This is a genomic window from Actinomadura harenae (assembly GCF_003696215.1).
Classification (GTDB): domain Bacteria; phylum Actinomycetota; class Actinomycetes; order Streptosporangiales; family Streptosporangiaceae; genus Spirillospora; species Spirillospora harenae.
Genome location: NZ_RFFG01000030.1, coordinates 23,791 through 42,065, shown reverse-complemented (window position 1 = coordinate 42,065; position 18,275 = coordinate 23,791). Strand labels below are relative to the sequence as shown.

General features: G+C 73.1%; 18 protein-coding genes. 9 read left to right on the top strand and 9 right to left on the bottom strand.

What is annotated here, in order from left to right:
* Positions 1-144: 144 nt before the first annotated feature.
* Positions 145-1,227: a hypothetical protein gene (locus EBO15_RS44250; protein ID WP_158628270.1), complete on the bottom strand. Its 1,083-nt coding sequence runs from the start codon at positions 1,225-1,227 to the stop codon at positions 145-147.
* Positions 1,228-1,406: 179 nt separating this feature from the next.
* Between EBO15_RS44250 and EBO15_RS18435 the strand changes: the two genes are divergently transcribed.
* On the top strand, positions 1,407-2,045 hold the full coding sequence (locus EBO15_RS18435; protein WP_122195639.1) for a TetR/AcrR family transcriptional regulator: 639 nt from the start codon (positions 1,407-1,409) through the stop codon (positions 2,043-2,045).
* 243 nt (positions 2,046-2,288) lie between these two features.
* On the top strand, positions 2,289-2,726 hold the full coding sequence (locus tag EBO15_RS18430) for an Lrp/AsnC family transcriptional regulator (protein WP_122195638.1): 438 nt from the start codon (positions 2,289-2,291) through the stop codon (positions 2,724-2,726).
* An 18-nt stretch (positions 2,727-2,744) separates the two neighbouring features.
* Here EBO15_RS18430 and EBO15_RS18425 read toward each other — a convergent pair whose 3' ends face one another.
* The 3 genes from EBO15_RS18425 to EBO15_RS18415 all read right to left on the bottom strand — a co-directional run bounded on the left by EBO15_RS18425 (position 2,745) and on the right by EBO15_RS18415 (position 5,571).
* Positions 2,745-3,683: an MBL fold metallo-hydrolase gene (locus EBO15_RS18425; RefSeq protein ID WP_233616280.1), complete on the bottom strand. Its 939-nt coding sequence runs from the start codon at positions 3,681-3,683 to the stop codon at positions 2,745-2,747.
* Positions 3,684-3,764: 81 nt separating this feature from the next.
* Positions 3,765-4,424: an ABC transporter ATP-binding protein gene (locus tag EBO15_RS18420; protein WP_122195637.1), complete on the bottom strand. Its 660-nt coding sequence runs from the start codon at positions 4,422-4,424 to the stop codon at positions 3,765-3,767.
* Between the two features lie 19 nt (positions 4,425-4,443).
* The gene (locus tag EBO15_RS18415; RefSeq protein WP_233616279.1) at positions 4,444-5,571 is read right to left on the bottom strand and encodes an ABC transporter permease; all 1,128 of its coding nucleotides are present in this window, start codon (positions 5,569-5,571) and stop codon (positions 4,444-4,446) included.
* A gap of 72 nt (positions 5,572-5,643) precedes the next feature.
* On the opposite strand from EBO15_RS18415, the gene EBO15_RS18410 reads away from it, so the two are divergent.
* The 3 genes from EBO15_RS18410 (at position 5,644) to EBO15_RS44245 (ending at position 7,241) form a co-directional block, all read left to right on the top strand.
* The gene (locus EBO15_RS18410) at positions 5,644-6,234 is read left to right on the top strand and encodes a TetR/AcrR family transcriptional regulator (protein WP_122195664.1); all 591 of its coding nucleotides are present in this window, start codon (positions 5,644-5,646) and stop codon (positions 6,232-6,234) included.
* A gap of 162 nt (positions 6,235-6,396) precedes the next feature.
* A complete protein-coding gene (locus EBO15_RS18405) occupies positions 6,397-6,747 on the top strand; it encodes a hypothetical protein (protein WP_122195635.1) in 351 nt (116 codons plus the stop codon).
* Complete coding sequence (locus EBO15_RS44245; RefSeq protein ID WP_158628269.1) at positions 6,663-7,241, top strand: MmyB family transcriptional regulator; 579 nt, start codon at positions 6,663-6,665, stop codon at positions 7,239-7,241. Before EBO15_RS18405 ends, EBO15_RS44245 begins: the two co-directional genes overlap by 85 nt.
* A gap of 367 nt (positions 7,242-7,608) precedes the next feature.
* Here the strand turns inward: EBO15_RS44245 and EBO15_RS18395 are convergent, their stop codons facing one another.
* Positions 7,609-8,010: a hypothetical protein gene (locus tag EBO15_RS18395; RefSeq protein WP_122195634.1), complete on the bottom strand. Its 402-nt coding sequence runs from the start codon at positions 8,008-8,010 to the stop codon at positions 7,609-7,611.
* Between the two features lie 296 nt (positions 8,011-8,306).
* Positions 8,307-9,470 (bottom strand): low temperature requirement protein A, encoded by a 1,164-nt coding sequence (locus tag EBO15_RS18390; RefSeq protein ID WP_122195633.1) that lies wholly within the window; start codon positions 9,468-9,470, stop codon positions 8,307-8,309.
* Between the two features lie 251 nt (positions 9,471-9,721).
* Between EBO15_RS18390 and EBO15_RS18385 the strand changes: the two genes are divergently transcribed.
* The 3 genes from EBO15_RS18385 (at position 9,722) to EBO15_RS18375 (ending at position 12,323) form a co-directional block, all read left to right on the top strand.
* Positions 9,722-10,213 (top strand): VOC family protein, encoded by a 492-nt coding sequence (locus EBO15_RS18385; protein ID WP_122195632.1) that lies wholly within the window; start codon positions 9,722-9,724, stop codon positions 10,211-10,213.
* 69 nt (positions 10,214-10,282) lie between these two features.
* Entirely contained in the window at positions 10,283-11,353 is a 1,071-nt protein-coding gene (locus EBO15_RS18380; protein ID WP_122195631.1) for an Acg family FMN-binding oxidoreductase, read from the top strand.
* A gap of 106 nt (positions 11,354-11,459) precedes the next feature.
* Positions 11,460-12,323 (top strand): universal stress protein, encoded by an 864-nt coding sequence (locus tag EBO15_RS18375; protein ID WP_122195663.1) that lies wholly within the window; start codon positions 11,460-11,462, stop codon positions 12,321-12,323.
* A gap of 24 nt (positions 12,324-12,347) precedes the next feature.
* On the opposite strand, the gene EBO15_RS18370 is transcribed toward EBO15_RS18375, so the two are convergent.
* Positions 12,348-14,693 (bottom strand): heavy metal translocating P-type ATPase, encoded by a 2,346-nt coding sequence (locus EBO15_RS18370; RefSeq protein WP_122195630.1) that lies wholly within the window; start codon positions 14,691-14,693, stop codon positions 12,348-12,350.
* Between the two features lie 254 nt (positions 14,694-14,947).
* Here EBO15_RS18370 and EBO15_RS18365 point away from each other — a divergent pair, with 254 nt between their 5' ends.
* Positions 14,948-16,537 (top strand): S53 family peptidase, encoded by a 1,590-nt coding sequence (locus EBO15_RS18365; protein WP_122195629.1) that lies wholly within the window; start codon positions 14,948-14,950, stop codon positions 16,535-16,537.
* A gap of 66 nt (positions 16,538-16,603) precedes the next feature.
* Here EBO15_RS18365 and EBO15_RS18360 read toward each other — a convergent pair whose 3' ends face one another.
* Positions 16,604-17,614, bottom strand: a complete 1,011-nt coding sequence (locus EBO15_RS18360) for an aldo/keto reductase family protein (RefSeq protein WP_122195662.1) — start codon at positions 17,612-17,614, stop codon at positions 16,604-16,606.
* Positions 17,615-17,663: 49 nt separating this feature from the next.
* Positions 17,664-18,143 carry an SAM-dependent methyltransferase gene (locus EBO15_RS18355; RefSeq protein ID WP_122195628.1) on the bottom strand — a complete coding sequence of 160 codons (480 nt, stop codon included), beginning with the start codon at positions 18,141-18,143 and terminating at the stop codon, positions 17,664-17,666.
* Positions 18,144-18,275: the final 132 nt, after the last annotated feature.

Below are 18,275 nucleotides of genomic sequence, written 5' to 3'. Positions count from 1 at the left end.
CGCTCGAACGCGGAGGGAAGGACGCGGGTGGACGGATCGAGGGAACGGGGAACCGCCGCCCGCACCCAGGGCGCGGACGTCGGCACGGTCATGGATCGATGTGGGCGGTCGGAAGGGGGAGGAACGGCCTGACGCGGGCGGCGCCTAGGACGTGCGGGAACCGGACGTGTGGTCACCGGACAGGGCGGGGCCCTCACGCTCACGCGAGCCGGGATCGGCGGGAGGCGCCCCGTCGCGCGCGCGGATGGTCACCGCGAACCGGACGAGCAGCGCGAACAGCGCGGCCTCCAGGACGGCCAGGCCGATCCGGTCGCCCGCCGAGCCGACGCGCTGCAGGATCGGGATGACCGGGACGACCAGCAGAGCGCCGCCGACGAGCGCGAGCCGGTGCCCGTCGCCCCAGCCGTCGGCGGACTCCCACCGGCGGACCAGCCAACCGAGGAGCAGCACGATGGCCGCGCCGCCGACCATCGGGACGAGGGCGTTCGTCCCCTTGGTCAGGGGCTTGGCGTAGCGGACGGGCAGGTCCATGAGTGCCAGGAAAGCGAGCCCGCCCACGGCGCCGGTGAGCAGGGGCATCCAGACCGGGGGAGCGGTCGCGCCCGGCCGGGTCCGCGCCGTCCCGGAGCCGCGCGGCACCAGGGCGGCGAAGCCGAGCGCCACGACCAGGAACGCGGTGAACGCGCGCGTCCCGGAGGGGGCCCAGTAGTTCTCCCGGCTCTCCGCGAGCATCACGCCGTGCGCGATCATTCCCACCAGGACGACCCCGACCGCGTAGGCGACCGCGGTGATCGCCAGGCCCTTCCGGCTGAGGAACGGGCGGTCCGCCCGCGCCGGGAAGAGCAGCTCGGTGAGGACGATGGGGATCGTGATGCTCCATACCGCGTGGTACACGAGCACCGCCTCGGTGAACACGCCGTAGAACCCGGCGACGTGCCCGCCCGCCCGCGCGCCCCAGGCCGCGGACGAGATGACGTCCGGGTTGAACAGCGCTTGGACGGCCAGCCCCTCCTCGACGATGCCGAAGGCGATGCCGAGGATCAGCACGCTGCCCCAGCCGCGTCCCCGCCGCCGCACGCACTCGCGGACGAGCAGGGCGCCCGCCCCGTACAGCGGGACGAAGAACACCAGGCCGGGGATGTCGGTGACCAGCGTCGACCCGGAGAGCACCTCCGCTATGAGGGGAGCGATGACGACCAGTGTCGCGGCGGGTGACCACCTGTGCATGTGACCGCTTTCCTGGAGCTGGCGGGGGTGACCCGCTGGCCGGCGGGGGGCTGGGCGGCGTGCGGTGTCGGCCGCCCCCTTCTTGGCGATACGATCGGATTGTAAACAGCTTGCGCGGCGGTTCGCAATCCGGGCGTACCGTAACGGCGGGCGACCGGCGATCAACGGACGGGTGATAGATGCCGAGGCGGGTCGATCACGAGGAACGGCGGCGGCAGCTCGCCGAGGCGCTGTGGCGGCTGGTGCGGCGGGGCGGGGTCGAGGCGGTCAGCCTGAGCCTGGTCGCCGCCGAGGCGCAGGTGTCGAAGGGTCTGGTCCAGCACTACTTCAAGAGCCGCGACCAGATGCTCGTCTTCGCCATCGAGTACGCCAACGAGCGGATGCGCGAGCGCATGGAGCGGCGGCTCGCCGAGGTGGCCGAGCCCGCGAGCCCGCGCCACGTCCTGCGCGTCATGCTCACCGAGCTGCTCCCCGAGGACGAGGACCGGCGCACCGAGTCGATGGTCGGCATCGCGTTCTTCGTGACGGCGCTGAACGACGCGGGCCTCGCCGCCTACTTCCGCGCCGGGTACGACGAGCTCATCCAGGCCACGATCGCCCAGTTGCGCGCCGCCCAGGAGGCGGGCGAGGTGCGGGCCGACCTCGACCCGCACCACGAGGCCGACATCCTGCTGAGCCTGGTCTACGGCCTGAACTCCCACATCCTGCTCGGCCAGCAGAAGCCCGCCACCGCCCTGGCCGTCCTCGACTACCACCTCGACCGCCTCGCCGCCGAGACCGACGCCCGCGCCGTGCTCACGACCAACGAGCGGAGCTAGCCCCGGCGGGGTCGGTGACCGGGAAAACGGTCGGGTCGTCCGTCCACAGGGTCGAGAACATGCCACCGCCCGCCATGGCGTCCCTTCCCTCGGGTTCACTCGCCGTACTTGGCCGAGCGTGGCCGCGGGCCGGCCGCTCGGCGCGCTGACCAGCGCCGATTCCGGCAACGTTGGCGGCGGATGGCGCCCGCCCGCGCATCCGGCCGTGGTGCCACGGGGGTTTCGGGCAATAAAGTTGCGCGCGTGGACGACGTGGACCGGGCCATCCTGGCCGTGCTCGAGAAGGACGGCCGGATCAGCAACGCCGACCTCGCCGCCCGGGTCGGGCTCTCGCCCTCGCCCTGCCTCCGGCGCGTCCGCCGGCTCGAGGAGTCCGGGGTGATCCGCGGATACCGGGCGCTGGTCGACGGCGCCGCGGTCGGCCGCGCCCTGCGGGTGTTCGTCGGCGTCCGGCTGGTACGCCACTCCCGCGAGCACGTGGCCGAGTTCGAACGCGAGGTCGCCCGGCTCTGCGAGGTGGTCCACAGCCACCACGTCACCGGCGACTACGACTACCTCCTCCAGGTCGAGGTCGCCGACCTGCCCGCCTTCGAGGACTTCCACGCCAACCGCCTGGCCGGCCTGCCCGGCGTGGCCGCTGTGAACAGCTACGTCACGATGAAGTCCATCCCGGGCCTCTGACCTGCGCGAATCCAGGCGTCACCGGTCGCCCTGGGAACCGGCGAGGCCGTCCAGAGGCGCGGCGGGTTGCCAGGCCACGGGGAGCTGGACGTCGACGCCGTCACGGCGGGCGAGGGGGAGGAGCGCCTCGATGGCGGTGTCGATCCGGTCGGCGAAGCGGGGCATCGGACGGAGCGGCCTGTCGAGGCCGGTGAAGAAGTCGTCCCAGTGGGTGAGGACGACGCGGCGCGCCCTGGTCGTGTGGACGACCTCGTCCCAGTAGCGGTGCGCGAACTCGGCGGACTGTCCGCCCAGCGCGCCGATGCTCAGGTACACGACGTCGGCGTGGTGCCCGGCCAGCATCCCGGGACGGTGGTTCGCGCTGGAGTGCAGCAGGATCCGTCCGGCGGGGTGGGCGACGAGGACGGAGTAGGCGTTGCCGGTCTGCCAGGCCCTCGCGCGCGCCGGCGGGACGAGGGGTTCGTCGACGGTCCCGGGAAAGTGGTCGCCGGGGCTGTGCACCGAGTCGAGGAAGGTGAGCTCGAAGCGGCCGTAGGCGAGGGTGTCGCCGTCCGCGACCACACGCAGGGACGAGGCCGGGACGGCGAGACCGCGCCCGATGTTGGCGGTGGACTCCGAGCCGATCAGGTCGGCGCCGGTCTCCAGGCTCCACAGCGGCGCGTCGAGCGCGTGGTCGTAATGGGAGTGCGCGCAGAACACGGCGCTCAGGTCGCGCGCTTCGAGCCGGTCGATCGCCGCGCGGACCAGGGCCCGGCTCGGCGCGATCTTGCCGAGGCCCACCCGCAGCAGGCCGGGCCGGGAGACGAAACCGTCGCAGAGCAGCGTGGTCTCGCCGTCGGACAGCAGGACGGAGCTGGTGCCCAGGAAGTGGGCGGTCACCCCGTCCGACGGGGCCGCGGGCGGTTGTTTGTGGGCGAGGTAGGGGCGCAGGCTCGGGCGTCCGAACGGGTTCCTCATGGCGGCATGCTCCCTTGCCGGCGGGTGCCGGTGCCATGCGGGGCCGGAGGTCCGGGCCCGCGCCCTGCTCGCGGGGTGCTTCTACGGTTCGGGGTTCAGGTCGATGCGGGTGTCGGCGGTCGCGATGACGGCCGGGTCGTGGGTGGCGACGAGGGTGACGCAGTCGTGGGCGCGGGTGCGGTCGATGATGAGCTTGGCGATCGCGTCGGCCTGGGTGCGGTCCACGGCGGCGGTCGGCTCGTCCACCAGCAGCAGGCCGGGGCCGAGGAACAGGGCGCGGGCCAGGGCGACGCGCTGGCGCTCGCCTCCGGACAGCTGGTCGGGCCGGTGCTTCAGCCGGTCCGCCAGGCCGACCTCCTCCAGCGCCGCGACGGCGCGGGCCCGGTGCCGCCGGGTGCCCCCGCCCGCGACGTACGACGCGGCGAGCAGCTGCTCGGTCGCGGTCAGGGCGCCGAGCAGGTTCCCGGACTGGAACATGTAGCCGATCCGCTCGCGGCGCAGCCGGGTGCGCTCGGCCTCGCGCAGCCCGGTGATGTCGGTGTCGTCCAGGACGACGGCGCCGGAGTCGGGGAGCAGGAGCGCGCCCGCGACCGCGAGCAGGGTGGACTTGCCGGAGCCGGACGGCCCGACCAGCGCGGTGACCCGGCCCGGCTCGAACCGCGCGGTGAACTCGTGGAAGACGGGCGTACGGGTCCGGCCGTGCCCGCGGGTGACGGTGACATCGGACAGGGAGAGCGTCATTGGGAGGCTCCGAACTGTGTCATCGGGCTGCACCGAGCATGGTGAGCGGATCGGGCGTGGTGACGCGCCGCAGGGTCAGGCAGGTGCCCGCGAGTCCGACGAGCGCGACGGCGGCGAGGGTGGCGGTGAGCGTCCCTGCCGGGAGGCTGAACGGGACGGCGGCGCCGAGCAGCAGCCCGGTCCCGAGGGCGAGCGCGCCCCCGGCGACCGTCCCGGCGACGACCACCAGCGCCGCTTGGAGCACCGTGTACGACAGCAGGCGGCGGCGCGAGGCGCCGATGGCGCGCAGCAGCGCCAGCTCAGGAGCGCGCTGGACGGTCCAGACCGCGAAGAACGCGCCGACGAGCAGCGGGGCGATCAGGTACAGGAACACCTGGATGGACGTCATGGTCACGCGTTCGCCCTTGTAGCCGGGGGCGGCCTCCAGCACCTTGGACATGGGGAGGGTCAGCGTGCCGAGGGCGTGGTCGGCGGCGGCCAGGTCCGCGCCCGACCTGGCTCGGAGCGCGACGCCCGACGCGTCCCGGGGGAGTCGCTCGGGCGTGGTCCGCGCGCCGGGGACGCCGAACCGGATCTCCCGCCAGGTGTCCAGCGGCAGGTATGCCGCCGGGACGTGGCCGTACGAGACGTCGCCGGTCACGCCGGTGACCGGGAGCCTCAGGCCCAGCCGGTCGACGGTGACGGTGTCGCCGACGCGGACGCCGTCGTCGGCGAGCTTCCCGGAGATCACCAGGCCCGGACGGGCGGCGTCGAGGCCGGTGCCGCGCCGCACGGCGGGGGCCGGGAACGTGCCGGGCTCGACGCCGAACGCGGCCATGTCGATCTCGAGGCCGCGGCCGGTCGTCCCGCGCGTGATGGTGACGCCGAGCGGCGCGGCCTCGACGCCGGGACGCTGCCGCCAGCCGGCGACCGTCGCCTCGTCCACCAGGCTCCGGTTGAACTGGTCGGACTTGGCGCCGGTCGCGAAGGCGACGTGGGTCGCGGGCAGGGCGCGCAGGGCGGACACGGTGTCGTTCCCGAGCCCGGTGGTGAATCCGGACACGATCCCGACGAGCGCGGCGACCAGCATGACCACCAGGCCCATCAGGAGGAAACGGCCGCGTGCCGCGCGGATTTCGCGCAGGGCGAGGAACAACGGAACCCCCAACTTAGAGACGCTGTGTCGCTAACTTAGCGGATAGCGACAGGGTGTCCGCAAATCGGGGACTACCATGTGGACGTGCCGAAGATCTCCGCCGCCACGGTCGCCGACCACCGGGAACAGCAGCGCCGGGCCCTGGTCCAGGCGGCCCGGGAACTGCTGGGGGAGGGCGGCGACGCCGACCGGGTGACCTTCGGCGCGGTCGCCGAGCGCGCCGGGCTGGCCCGCAACAGCGTCTACCGGTACTTCCCCGACAGCGCCGCCCTGTTCGCCGCCGTCGTCGCCGACGCCACCCCCCGCTGGACGGCGCACATCACGGCCCTCATGGACGCCGCCGAGACCCCCGCCGACAAGATCGCCGCGCACGCGCTCGCCCAGCTCGAACTGGTCCGCGACGGCGAGCACCGCATCGCCCGCGCCCTCGCCGCCGGACGCGACCGCGCGGCCCTCCGCCACGACGCCGCCCAGGCCCACCGGGGGATCCTCGAGCCGCTCGTCCGGGCCCTGACCGAGCTCGGCGACGACGACCCCGAGCAGACCGCCGTCCTCCTGCAGGGCCTGGTCAACGCGGCGACCCTCGCCCTGGAGAGCGGCGCCGACTACACCGCCCTGAGCACCCGGACCCAGAGCCTGGTCCGCGCGTCCCTGGCCGCGGTCACCGCCGCCTGAACCGAAGCGCAGAGCGCCTGACCCCGCCGCCCACGCGTAACCACCGCCGCCCACGCGTAGGTGGTTCCGCGATTACCACCCCTCGCAGGGCACTGGCTGACCCGCCGCCCGCCGCCGATGGTGAGGCCCGAAGGACTTCGGGTTCGCGGCAGAGAGGTCGGCATGAACGCACCCACAGAGACCGTCGGCGCGGGACGGGCTGGCTTCTCCGGACGCCGGCTCTGGTCGCTGGTGGTCGTCTCGTCCGCGATCGTGCTGGACCAGAGCGGCCTGGCGGTGGTGAACGCGGCGCTGCCCGACATGGGCCGGGACCTGGCGATCCCGGCGGCGACCCTCCAGTGGGCGGTGACCGGCTACGCGGTGACCTTCGGCGGCTTCCTGCTGCTCGCCGGTTCAGCAGGTGCGCGGTCTTCGCCTTCGGCATCGCCGTGTTCACGGCCGGGGCGCTGGCCTCGGCGCTTGTGCGGGCGCTGCGGCTCGGCGCCGACGAACGCGGCCACCTGTTCCGGCTGACAGGCTCCGACCAGGGCCCGCCGCGTCCGGCCGGGACGGCCGAGCGGGTGCGGCCGAGCGTCCACCGGATCCTGGAGACGCTCGGCGCGACGCCCGCGTATGTCATCGGACGCGGCATGGACGTCCTCGCCTGGAACCCGATCGCGGCGTCCCCGTTCATGGACTTCGGCGCGGTGCCCGCCGCGCGGCGCAACCTGCTGTGGCACGCGTTCTGCGACCCCGCCGCCCGGCGGCCGTACGTCGACTGGGGACGCGTCGCCCGGAAGGGCATCGCGGACCTGCGCCTGGCCGCGGTCCGCAACCCCGGTGACCCCGTGATCGCCGCGCTGGTGGGCGACCTGTCGGCGCGGAGCGAGGAGTTCCGCGCCTGGTGGGCCCGGCACGACGTCCAGGACCGGCGGAGCGGTCGTAAGGAGTTCGACCACCCGGTCGTCGGGAGGCTCAGCCTGGACTACGACGCCCTGCACCTCCCCGACGGCCCGACCAGCACCTGATCGCCTACACCGCCCCCACCGCCAGCACGTCCCACGCCGCCCCGATTGGTGATCGCCGACAAGGCGACAGTTCGGCCGCGATCTGCCGAACACTGCGGGCGCGGGGAATCGTCGCGACCGTCCCCGAACGCGCCGACCAGAATTCCGGTCGTGTTCTCCGCGGTTCGCACGGCGGACGCCCATCGACCTTCGACCCGGCTGTCTGCAAACGCCGCAACTTGGCCGAACGCTGCATTGGCCGCCTCAAGCAATGGGGGCATCGCCATCCGATACGACAAATTCGCCGGCAACTATCGGGCGGTGATCGTCTTGGTCGGCGACTTGATCCGAATGGTTGCTGCTCAAGCCCGTGTCCTCGTCAGGTCGCTCAATATCCGGGAGTGCATCTCACGGCGGTGTCCAGGTTCATCCCGACACAGGCGGAGGAGACGACACCGCTGTCGTTAACGGCTTGGTCGGCCGTGCTGGCAATCCCGTATATGGGGAGGTCGTTCACGAACTGCGTGCGGGTGACCTGGCCGTTGACCGGGTTCCAGACGGACAGGTACCCAAAGCACGTCGCGGAGGGCGCCGTGTTCCCGTTGACCATCACGTAGAAGGCGTAGTCGTGCCCTCCCGACAGGGAGGTGTAGAGGCTGATGTGACAGTTGTCAACGTCCGCGCTGCCTCGCAGAGTTCCTGCCGCCTGGGCGGGAGCGCTGACTGTCACCACTCCGGCGATCGCCGCCGCCGCGATCGCCGCCGTCTGGATGGCCAACTTCCGCTTCATTGACGTCCTCCTGTCAGTTGCCGGGAAGGGCTCTGCCCGGCAAGGGGGTCGAGCTCTAAATAGACATGGCGGTTGCTGCCAGGGCAAGTACTGCTGCCACATTTGTCCGAACCCGGCCGAACGTATTAAGGCCTCAGTGCTGGTGAGCTCGCATAATCGCCTGGGCGTATTCTGAGGTTCTCAGGAAGATGTGGCCAATGCGGCTGATCTGGGGCCAGCCCACTTCTCGGTGGGAGTGGTCACGCGTTGCGCGACTGCCGCCGCTCCCTTGCGACAAGGTCCTCAACGTCCGCGAGCTAGGGGGCGGTCGCGGTGGACAGCGTCCGGATCAGCCGGCGGTGCACGTGCAGGAGGGCGACGGACAGGACGATGAGGATGGCGTCCAGGATCAGGATCGAGACCAGCGGCGGCAGCCACCGGGCCGCGACCCCGGCGACGGCGCAGGCGGCGCAGGCGAGCACACGGGGCTTCCAAGCGTGCTTGGTGCTGACGTAGTACCACCACGCCTGAGTGAGCAGGTACAGGATGGGGCCGCCGAACAGGAGCAGTCCCAGCCGGGCGCTGCCGGGGCCGGTGGGGTGGGCGATCAGCAGCTCGGCCCCGACGGCCAGGAGCACCAGCCCGGACAGCGTGCCGTACTTGCCGTTCACCGCGCGCCGGACCGACAGCAGCGGGTCGGCCGTGGCCGCGACCTGCCGTGTCACGACCTCCTCGCCGCCGCCGAAGTAGGTCGCCCACAGGCAGACCAGGGCGGCGAACGCGCCGAGCGCGGCGGCCACCGTCGGCGGGTCGACCGGGGCGGCGGAGATCGCGGCCCCGATGGTCAGGACCGTCTCGCCGAGCTGCATGATGAGGAACAGCCGCACCCGCTCCACCATGTGCTCGGAGTCGAAGACGAAGTTCCGCGACAGCAGGGCCTGGCCCGGCAGCGGGTGCGCGAGCCACGTCCCGGCGAGGTCGACGGCGGCGGCCGCCCCCCACCACGCCAGCCGCGGCCCGTGGCCCACCGCGGCCCCGACCACCCACAGCGGGACCGAGACCGCCTCCCACACCAGGACCCGCCGATAGTGGTCCCGCAGGACCGACGTCCCCGTGGACGCCGCGGCCGTCAGGCCGGTCAGCAGCAGGATCGCCACGAGCGGCGTCGCGAACGCCCACGGACGGTCCGCGAACGCGTGCGGGATCTGGGCGTTCATGAACAGGCCGAGGCCCATCACCGTCACCAGCAGCGTCTGCGTCCGGGAGCGCCGGACGTCCAGGAAGGTGGCGTCGAAGCTGGTGAAGTGCCACATGCCGAGGACCGCGACGAGCATCACGGCGGTCTGGGCCAACCCGCGCCAGGACACGTCGCCGTGCAGGTGCTCCGCGAGCCCGCCGATGGCGAAGACGAACACCAGGTCGAAGAACAGCTCCAGCGGGGAGACCTCGCGGCGCGGTCCGGCCGACGACGCGGTGCTCATTTCGGGACGCCCGTGCGAGGCGAGGCGTGGCGTGGCTCGGCATGGGGATCACGGTAGGCCGGTGACCTGCGGACGAGCCGGAGGCGCGCGTGCCGCAAAGCGGAAAGCCGATTGCCTGGCGGGCGCATTGGCAATGGTTGGTGCGGCTTTGGGGAAAGCGACGGAAGAATCGGTGGCGAGACGGTTCTTTTCGGACCTGCCTTACGTGATCGCTGAACGCGGAGGGCGCGAACGAAGGGGAAAGGAAGGTCATGTCTGTCTCCAGTGCCCCGATCGGCCTCACACGGGCCGCCCACGTCGGCATCTCGGTCTCTGACCTGGACGTGTCGATCACGTTCTACAGGGCCCTCACCGGGACCGAACCCGTCGTCACGGACGAGACCATGCACAGCGTCCCGTTCGGCGGGTCCCAGGGCCTGCCCACCGCGAAACTGCGCTACGCCACGTTCAACCTGGACAACGTCGGCATCGACCTCATCCAGTTCCAGGAACCGGTCGGGCAGCGCACGAACGGCGCAGCGAACCGTCCGGGCTCCATGCACCTGTGCTTCAAGGTCGACGACTTCGACGCGGTGTACCGGCGCATGAAGGACGCCGGGTACGACTTCCTCGGCGACGACTACACCTTCCTCGCGGGCGAGGTCACGCCCGACGCGGCGCTCGGCACCAAGGTCGCCTACTTCAACGACCCGGACGGCACCAACCTGGAGATCATCCAGCCCGAGGGAGGCTTCGCCAACTGACGGCGGCCAGGACGTCCCGGCGGCGAGACGCACGACGACGACACCGAACCCGGAGGAAGGGAGCCCATCATGGTGGCCACGGACGGGACCGCGGGGGCCTCGGACGGGAACGTCGCCGAGCGGGCGATCGAGGCCGCGGTCTGGGCGCCGTCGGTGTACAACACCCAGCCGTGGCGGTTCGCCGTCGAGGACGACCTGATCACGGTGCGCGCCGACCCCGACCGGCAGATCGCGGTCGCCGACCCCGAGGGCCGGGAGATGCTCGTGAGCTGCGGCGCCGCGCTGTTCACGCTCCGCCTGGCGCTCCGCCACCTCGGACGCGAGCCGCACATCCGCCTGCTGCCCGACCCGGACCGGCCCCACCTGCTGGCGTTCGCCCGCCTCGCCCCCGGCACCGGGACGGCCGCCGACCCCGACCAGGCCCGGATGTACGAGGAGGTCTTCCGGCGCCGGACGCATCGCGGGGCGTTCCGCGCCGATCCCGTCGACGCCGGCGTGCTGGAGACGCTGGAGCGGGAGGCCGAGACCGAGGGCGCCCGGCTCCTCCCGGCGGCCGGGGAGCACGTCAGGGGCGCGCTCGCCGGACTGACCCAGGCCGCCGACCACCTGGAACGCGCCACCGGCGACTACCGGCGGGAGATCACGCGGTGGGCGCCCCGGCCGGGCAGCAGCCGCAAGGAGGGCATGCTCACCGACGCCTACCGGAGCGAGGACGTGTCCACCGAGCCGCACTTCCCCGCCCGGGACTTCTCCCGAGGGCAGGGCTGGGGCATCGGCGAACACCACGAACCGGAGTCCGAATCCGAACCCGGCGCACAGAAGCATCCGGGCGGTGGCCTGTTCACCGGCGAGGTGGCGCTGCTGGTGACCGCGGACGACACGCCCCTCGACTGGCTGCGCGCGGGCCAGGCCCTCCAGCGGATCCTGCTGCGCGCCGGGGTGGACGACGGCCTGTCGGCGGCCTTCCACACCCAGGCCCTGGAGATCCCGGAGCTGCGCGCGTTCATCGGTGAGCGGTTCTGCGCCGGAGGACACCCGCAGATGCTGATGCGGCTCGGCGTCCCCACGGGGGAGCGGATGAGGTCCGTCCGGCGCCCGGCGGAGGAGGTCACGCGGCGGGAGCCCCCGGCCGGGGGCTGATCAGCCGGGACCCGCGAGGGGTCCCTGGGGGACGGGCCCTCCGCGTGTCCATGCGACTCTGGGGTGAGGCGCGCGACGGGAGGGGACGAACCGGAAGGACGGCATGATGAGCTGGGGTTCCTCGATTCTCGTCGGCTACGACGCCACGCCCGACGGCGAACGCGCGCTGCGCTGGGCCGCGACCGAGGCGAAGCTGCGGAGACTGCCGTTGAGCGTCTGCCACGCCTGGCGCTGGCCCTACCCGGTCAGCTACATCGACAACGACGGCGCGGCGATCGTCCGGCGCATGGGCCAGAACCTGCTCGACCAGGGCGTCCTGCGCGTCCGGGACTTCGCCCCGACGGTCACCGTCCAGGCCCACCTGGCGGACGGCCCGGCGGACGCGGCGCTCCTGCACCTGGCGGGGGAGGCCGAGATGATCGTGGTCGGGGCGCACGACCGGGAGGACATGGCGCTCGGTTCGACCGCCCTGCGGCTGCCCGCGCGCGCCGAGCGTCCCGTCGTGGTGGTGCGTCCCGGGGGCGGCGACGGCGAGCACCGGCGCGTCGTTGCCGGTTTCGACGGCTCGTCCGGGTCGGACGCGGCGCTGGCGTTCGCGTTCGAGGAGGCGGCGGTGCGCGGCTGGACGCTGCGCGTCGTCTACGGCTGCTGGGAGCCGAGCGCCGCCTCGGAGGACGAGCTGAACCTGTTCGCCGACCGGGAGCGGCTGCGCCAGGTGCGCGGCGCCGAGCTGGAGCAGGCGGTGGCGTCCTGGAGCACCAAGTACCCGCAGGTGGACGTGCAGACCGCGCTGACGGTCACGCCGCCGCGCGAGGCGATGTTCGAGGCCGCGGAGACCGCCGACCTGGTCGTGGTCGGACGGCGCGGCGCGGGCAGCATCGGCAGGTTGCGCGTGGGCGCGACCACGACCGCGATGCTCATGCAGGCGCCGTGCGCGGTCGTCGTCGTCCCGCCCGCCGCCGAGATCTGACGCGCAGGGCCCGCACATCCCGGATCAGGCGGTGTGGCCCTCGGAGTGGGACGGGATGTCGGCGAGGACGAAGTAGTGCTCCTCCTCCTGCGTGAAGTGCAGCCGCAGGACGGCCGCCAGATCGCCGATCACCCGGCGCAGCTCGGCCGGGGTGTCGGCGCGGCCGGGATCCTCCCTGAGCTCCTTCCGCAGCAGGTCGATGCGGCGGGACAGGTCGGCGATCTCGGCGTGCGCGCGGCTCATCGCGCCCGTCGGGTCGGACCCGCCGAGCGCGGACGCGACGGCCGGGTACAGCAGCCGCTCGTCCCGGCCCTCATGCTCGGCGAGATCGTGGAGGAACGAGGTCAGCTCGGCGTCCGCGGCCTCGCGGGCGGCGGCGTCGGGCCCGGTCAGGGCGTCGGCCAGGGCGGGCAGGGCGTCGATGCGCGGCCACAGCCCGCGGTGCTCCTGGTCCAGGTCGCGGACGAGGTCGGCGTCGTCGCCGTGCAGCCGGGGCCAGCGGTCGCGTCCGGGGCCGAGGGCGCGCAGCGCGCCGAGGATGGCCGCCAGGTCGATGACCTCCTGGGTGACCGCGCCGATCGCGGGCGTCAGCAGCCCGAACGCGGCGACGACCATCGCCGCCAGCGACAGCCCCATCCCGCCGAGGACGCTCTGCCGGGCGATCCGCTGGGTGCGCCGGGCGATGGCGAGGCTCTCGGCGAGCCGCTCCAGCCGGTCCACGGTGATCACCACGTCCGCCGCCTCGGACGACGCGGTCGCGCCCCGCGCGCCGAGCGCGACACCGACCCCCGCGGACGCGAGCGCTGGGGCGTCGTTGACACCGTCCCCGGCCATCACGGTCGCGGCGTGCTCGCTCTCGGCCCGGACGACCGCGACCTTCTCGGCCGGGGTCTGGTCGGCGTGGACCTCGTCCGCTCCGACCAGGTCGGCGATCGGGCGCGCCACGGCCTCGCGGTCGCCGGTCACCATCACCGTCCGGTCGATCCCGGTGTGCCGGAGCATCTGGAACGTGCGCGCCGCGTCGGGACGGATCCGGTCGCGCAGCAGCAGCGTTCCCGCGAGGCGGCCGTCGATCCCGACGAACACGGTGATCGCTCCGCGCGCCGCCGCCCGTGACCGGACGCGGTCGAGCCAGGCGGCGTCGGCGTCCCCGGCGTCGGCCCAGCCGGCTTTGCCGACCGCGACGGGCCGTCCGCCGACCAGGCCGCGCACGCCCTGCCCGGCCTTCTCGGCGACCTCGGTGGGCAGGACGAGCGGCAGCTCCCGGTCGCGGGCGCCCCGCACGATCGCGGTGGCCAGCACGTGCGGCGACACCTGGTCCAGGGACGCCGCGGCGGCCAGCACCTCCCCGGCGTCGACCCCGTCGCGGGTCACGACGTCGAACAGCTCGGGCCGTCCGGTGGTGACGGTGCCGGTCTTGTCGAACAGCAGGACGCGGGCGCGGGCCAGCCGTTCCAGCGCCCCGCCGCCCTTCACCACGACGCCGCGCCGGGCGCAGCGCGACAGCCCCGACACGTAGGCGATCGGCGCGGCGAGGATCAGCGGGCACGGCGTGGCGACGACCAGCACCGCGACCGCCCGGACCGGGTCGCGGGACACCGCCCACGCCACCCCGGCCAGGACCAGCGTCAGCGGCAGGAACAGCCCGGCGTACCGGTCGGCGAGCCGGACGAACGGCGAGGTCTCGGCCGCCGCCTCCCGCGCCAGTTTGACGACCCCGGCGTACGCGCTGGACGACGCGTCCGTGGTGGCCCGCAACGGGAACGGCCCGCCGGCGTTGACGGTGCCGCCCCGGGCCTCCTCACCGGTGTGCCGCTCGACCGGCAGCGGCTCCCCGGTGAGCGTCGACTCGTCCAGGACGGCCGGGCCCGCCTCGATCCGCCCGTCCACCGGGACGACCTCGCCCGCGCGGACCTGCAGCCGGTCACCCGGACGCACCTCGGCGACGTCGACGGTCGTGACGCCCCCGGCGTCCTCACGGTGCGCGACGCGCGGCGCCAGCGAGAGCAGCGCGCCGAGGTCCCGCTGCGCCCGCCGCCCGGCCCGGCTCTCCAGCGCCTGGCCGCCGGTCAGCATCACCCCGATCACCGCGCCCGCCAGGTACTCGGCGGTCGCGAGCGTCCCGGCCAGGGCGAGGACGGCAATGACGTCGCTGCCGATGCTCCGGCGCCGCAGCCCCTCGACGACCGCCCACACGGCCGGGATCAGCGCCACCGCCGTCACGACCGTCCAGACGACGTCGGCGGCGCCGCGCGCCCCGGCGAACCAGGCCACGCCGCCCGCGATGAGCCCGCCCAACGTGAGGACGGGCAGCGCGTCGTGCCGCAGGTCCCACAGCACGCGGGACACGGTCCGCCGCGGTGCCTCCATGACCAGCCCCCTCCGGCCGCCCTGTCACAACATCATCGCCTACGGTGACCAGGTGCAGGTCAGTGGCCAGGGGTGAAGCCGGGAAGGGCGCAGCTCCCGGGGCGAGCGGGTCGCTATGTCGCGAGTGTCCGGAACCGGACGGACCCCGGCGACGGCGCCGGACGCGCCTTGTGCGCGCCGGAGGCCCCGAGGAGGCTGGGGCGGTCGGGTGATCCGTTCGCCCGGCCGACCCATCCGGGCTCCAAAGGAGGAGCATGAACAGAGCACGTCTCCCGGTCGCCGCGTCCGCGGCGGCCTTCCTGTGCGCGTCGCTGATCAGCGCCGCGCCCGCGCACGCCGCCGCCCCGGCGACCCCGGAGCGGACCAAGGTGCTGCTCGCGGCCCTGGCGAACATGCGGACGAACTACGCCAAGTTCGCCGACGACGCGCCCGGCCCGCAGGACGTCTTCGACTACCGCGTCGACCAGCTCTGGAAGCGCGGCATCGACGGCACCGGCACCACCGTCGCCGTCCTCGAGGGATGGGAGGACCCGAACATCGCGCAGGTCGTCCACACCTTCGACCAGCGCTACGGCCTTCCCGACCCGCAGATCAAGACCATCTACCCCGCCGGGAAGCTGCCCGCCCAGTGCCCGCCCGGCATGGTCAAGCTCGGCAGCTACGGCTCCTGCGACGCCTGGGCGGGCGAGCTCGAACTGGACGTCGTCTCCGCCCACCTCATGGCGCCCTACGCCAAGATCGTCATCTCGGCGACCCCCGCCGACACCGAGGCGAACGACGACGACGCCAGCCAGGTCGCGATGCCCGAGATCATGCGGGCCGCCGGGTACATCGGCTCCCACCACCTCGCGGACGTCATGTCCGTCAGCGACGGCAACGGCGAGAGCAGCTACAGCCACGGCGTCCCCGAGGTCCGGGCGCAGGACCCGGGCGCGCTCACCGCGGCCATGTCCGGCGTCCCGCTGCTCGGCTCCACCGGGGACTGCGGCGTCGTCCAGAACCTCCCGGTCGCAGCCGCCCAGTGCGGCAACACCTCGTCCACGCCCGACTCGGCGACCTGGGACGACTCGCCATGGGTCACCGCCGTCGGCGGCTCGGTCCCCAACCTCGACAAGACCGGGAAGAAGGCCGGACCCGACCCGGTCTGGAACGTGAAGGGCTACACCGAGGGCGCGGGCTTCTCCAAGATCTACAAGCGGCCCGCCTACCAGGACCCCGTCGCGTCCGCCACGGGAAGCCCGATGCGCTGGGTGCCCGACCTGACCATGGACGGCCAGAACGGCACCTCCCAGTCCGCGCCGACCCTCGCGGGCGTGCTCGCCCTCGCCTCGCAGCTCAACCACGGCCCGCTCGGACCGATCAACCCGGCGCTCTACGCGCTGGGACGCAGCGGCGCCAAGGCCGGGATCGAGGACGTCGTCTCGGGCGACAACACCCTGCACGCGTCGAACGGCACCGTCATCCCCGGGTTCAGCGCGGCCCCGGGCTTCGACCGCGCCAGCGGCTGGGGGACGCTCGACGCGGCGACCTTCGTGCCCAGCCTCGTCCGGCAGGTCCAGCAGGGCGGCGAGACCCGCGCGGCACGCGACCAGGCGCGGCGCGAACTGACCGGCCTCCAGCGGGCGATCACCTTCACCCGGAACGGGACCAAGGTCACGCTGACCGCGTCCGGGTTCCTGCCCGGCCACCCGGTCACCCTGCGGATCGACGGCCGCTCCGCCGGCACCCTCACCGCCGGTGACACCGGCACCGTCACGACGACCGTCGACGCCGGAGCACCCGGCGCCGCACGGCACGTCGTCGATCTCAGCAGCATGCTGATCACCGTCACCGGACGGTTCTGACGGGCTCCTGAGCGATCAGGACGGGGCGTCCGCCGCACCGCACGCCCCTCCCGCCCGCCGGACCGGTCAGCGACGCCAGGCGGGCATGACGTTGAACAGGTCGGCGGTCTTGGCCGGGTCACGTTCGACGAGGTCACCGAGCGTGTCGTCGATGCGCTTCAGGAGATCGTCCGACAGCTCGACGCCCGCGGCCGCGGCGTTCTCCGCGACCTGCGCGGGCCGCGACGCGCCGATGACGGCGCCCGCCACGTTGGGGTTCTGCAGCGTCCACGCGACGGCGAGCTGCGCCATGCTCAGCCCCGCCTCGTCGGCCAGCGGACGCAGAGCCTGAACCTTCTCCAGCACCGCGTCCGCCATGTACCGGCCGACGAACCGCGAACCGCGCTCGTCGGTGGCCCGCGACCCCTCGGGAGCCCGCCCGCCGGGCGCGTACTTGCCGGTCAGGACGCCCTGCGCGACGGGGGAGAAGACGAGCTGCCCCAGCCCGAGCCGCTCGGACGCCGGGACCACCTCGGCCTTGATGACCCGCCAGAGCATCGAGTACTGCGGCTGGTTCGAGATGAGCGGAACACCCAGCTCCGCCGCGAGGGCATGGCCCCGGACGATCTGCTCCGCCGTCCACTCCGACACGCCCACGTAGAGGACCTTGCCCTGCCGCACCAGGTCGGCGAACGCCCGCATCGTCTCCTCGAGCGGAGTGTCCTCGTCGAACCGGTGCGCCTGGTAGAGGTCGACGTAGTCGGTGCCGAGCCGCCGCAGCGACGTGTGGCAGCTCTCCATGACGTGCTTGCGGGACAGGCCCCGGTCGTTCGGGCCGTCCCCGACCGGCAGACAGAGCTTCGTGGCGATCTCCACCGACGACCTCCGCACGCCGCGCAGCGCCCGCCCGAGGACCTCCTCGGCGAGACCGCCCGAGTAGACGTCGGCCGTGTCGAACGTGGTGATCCCCGCGTCCAGGGCGGCCTGGATGCAGGCGACCTGCGCGTCCTGGTCGATCTGCCCGTCCATGGTCAGCCAGTTTCCGAACACGATCTCGCTGACGCGCAGCCCGCTGGTCCCCACCCGTCGAAATTCCATGATCGTCACCATAACCCCGCGCGAACGGGCCCCACGCCGGGCTTCCCGGTCAGTAGTAGTCGCGCATGAGGTCGGTGGCCCAGTCCGGCTGCGCGGTCTCGCCCTGCGGACCGAACTCGGCCATATAGGGCTTGATGTCGAGGACGGGAGTGCCGTCGACGGCGTCCAGACCCTGGACGTGCAGGTCGAGACCGTCCACCTTGACCAGGCGGCAGCGGGACACGCCGAGCCGGTTCGGACGGTTCTTACCCCGCTGGGCGAAGATCCCGACGAGCGGCCAGTCGGTGTTCCCGCGCGGATGCCGCGCCCCGGTCTGGATCTTGTCGGCGGGGACGCGGTCGAAGTGGTAGACGACCTCCAGGTGCGAGAAGGCGTCCAGGCCCGCGACCGCGTCGGGGGTGTACGCCGCGTCCAGGCGGACGATCGCGGTCTCGCCGCCCCAGTCGTCGTCCCGGACCTCCGCCCGGCCGCCGACCACCCGTCCGACCGGCACCGAGACCACGGCGTCCGGAGTGATGTCCTCAGGCATGACGGAACCTTTCGCTCGGCGATGATCGCCAAGCAACATACTGCCCCGCCTCCCACCACCCGCACGGCCACCGGCCCGACCCGCAGAGATGGCTGTCCGTATCTGACAAGTTACAAAGAGTGTCCATTTGGG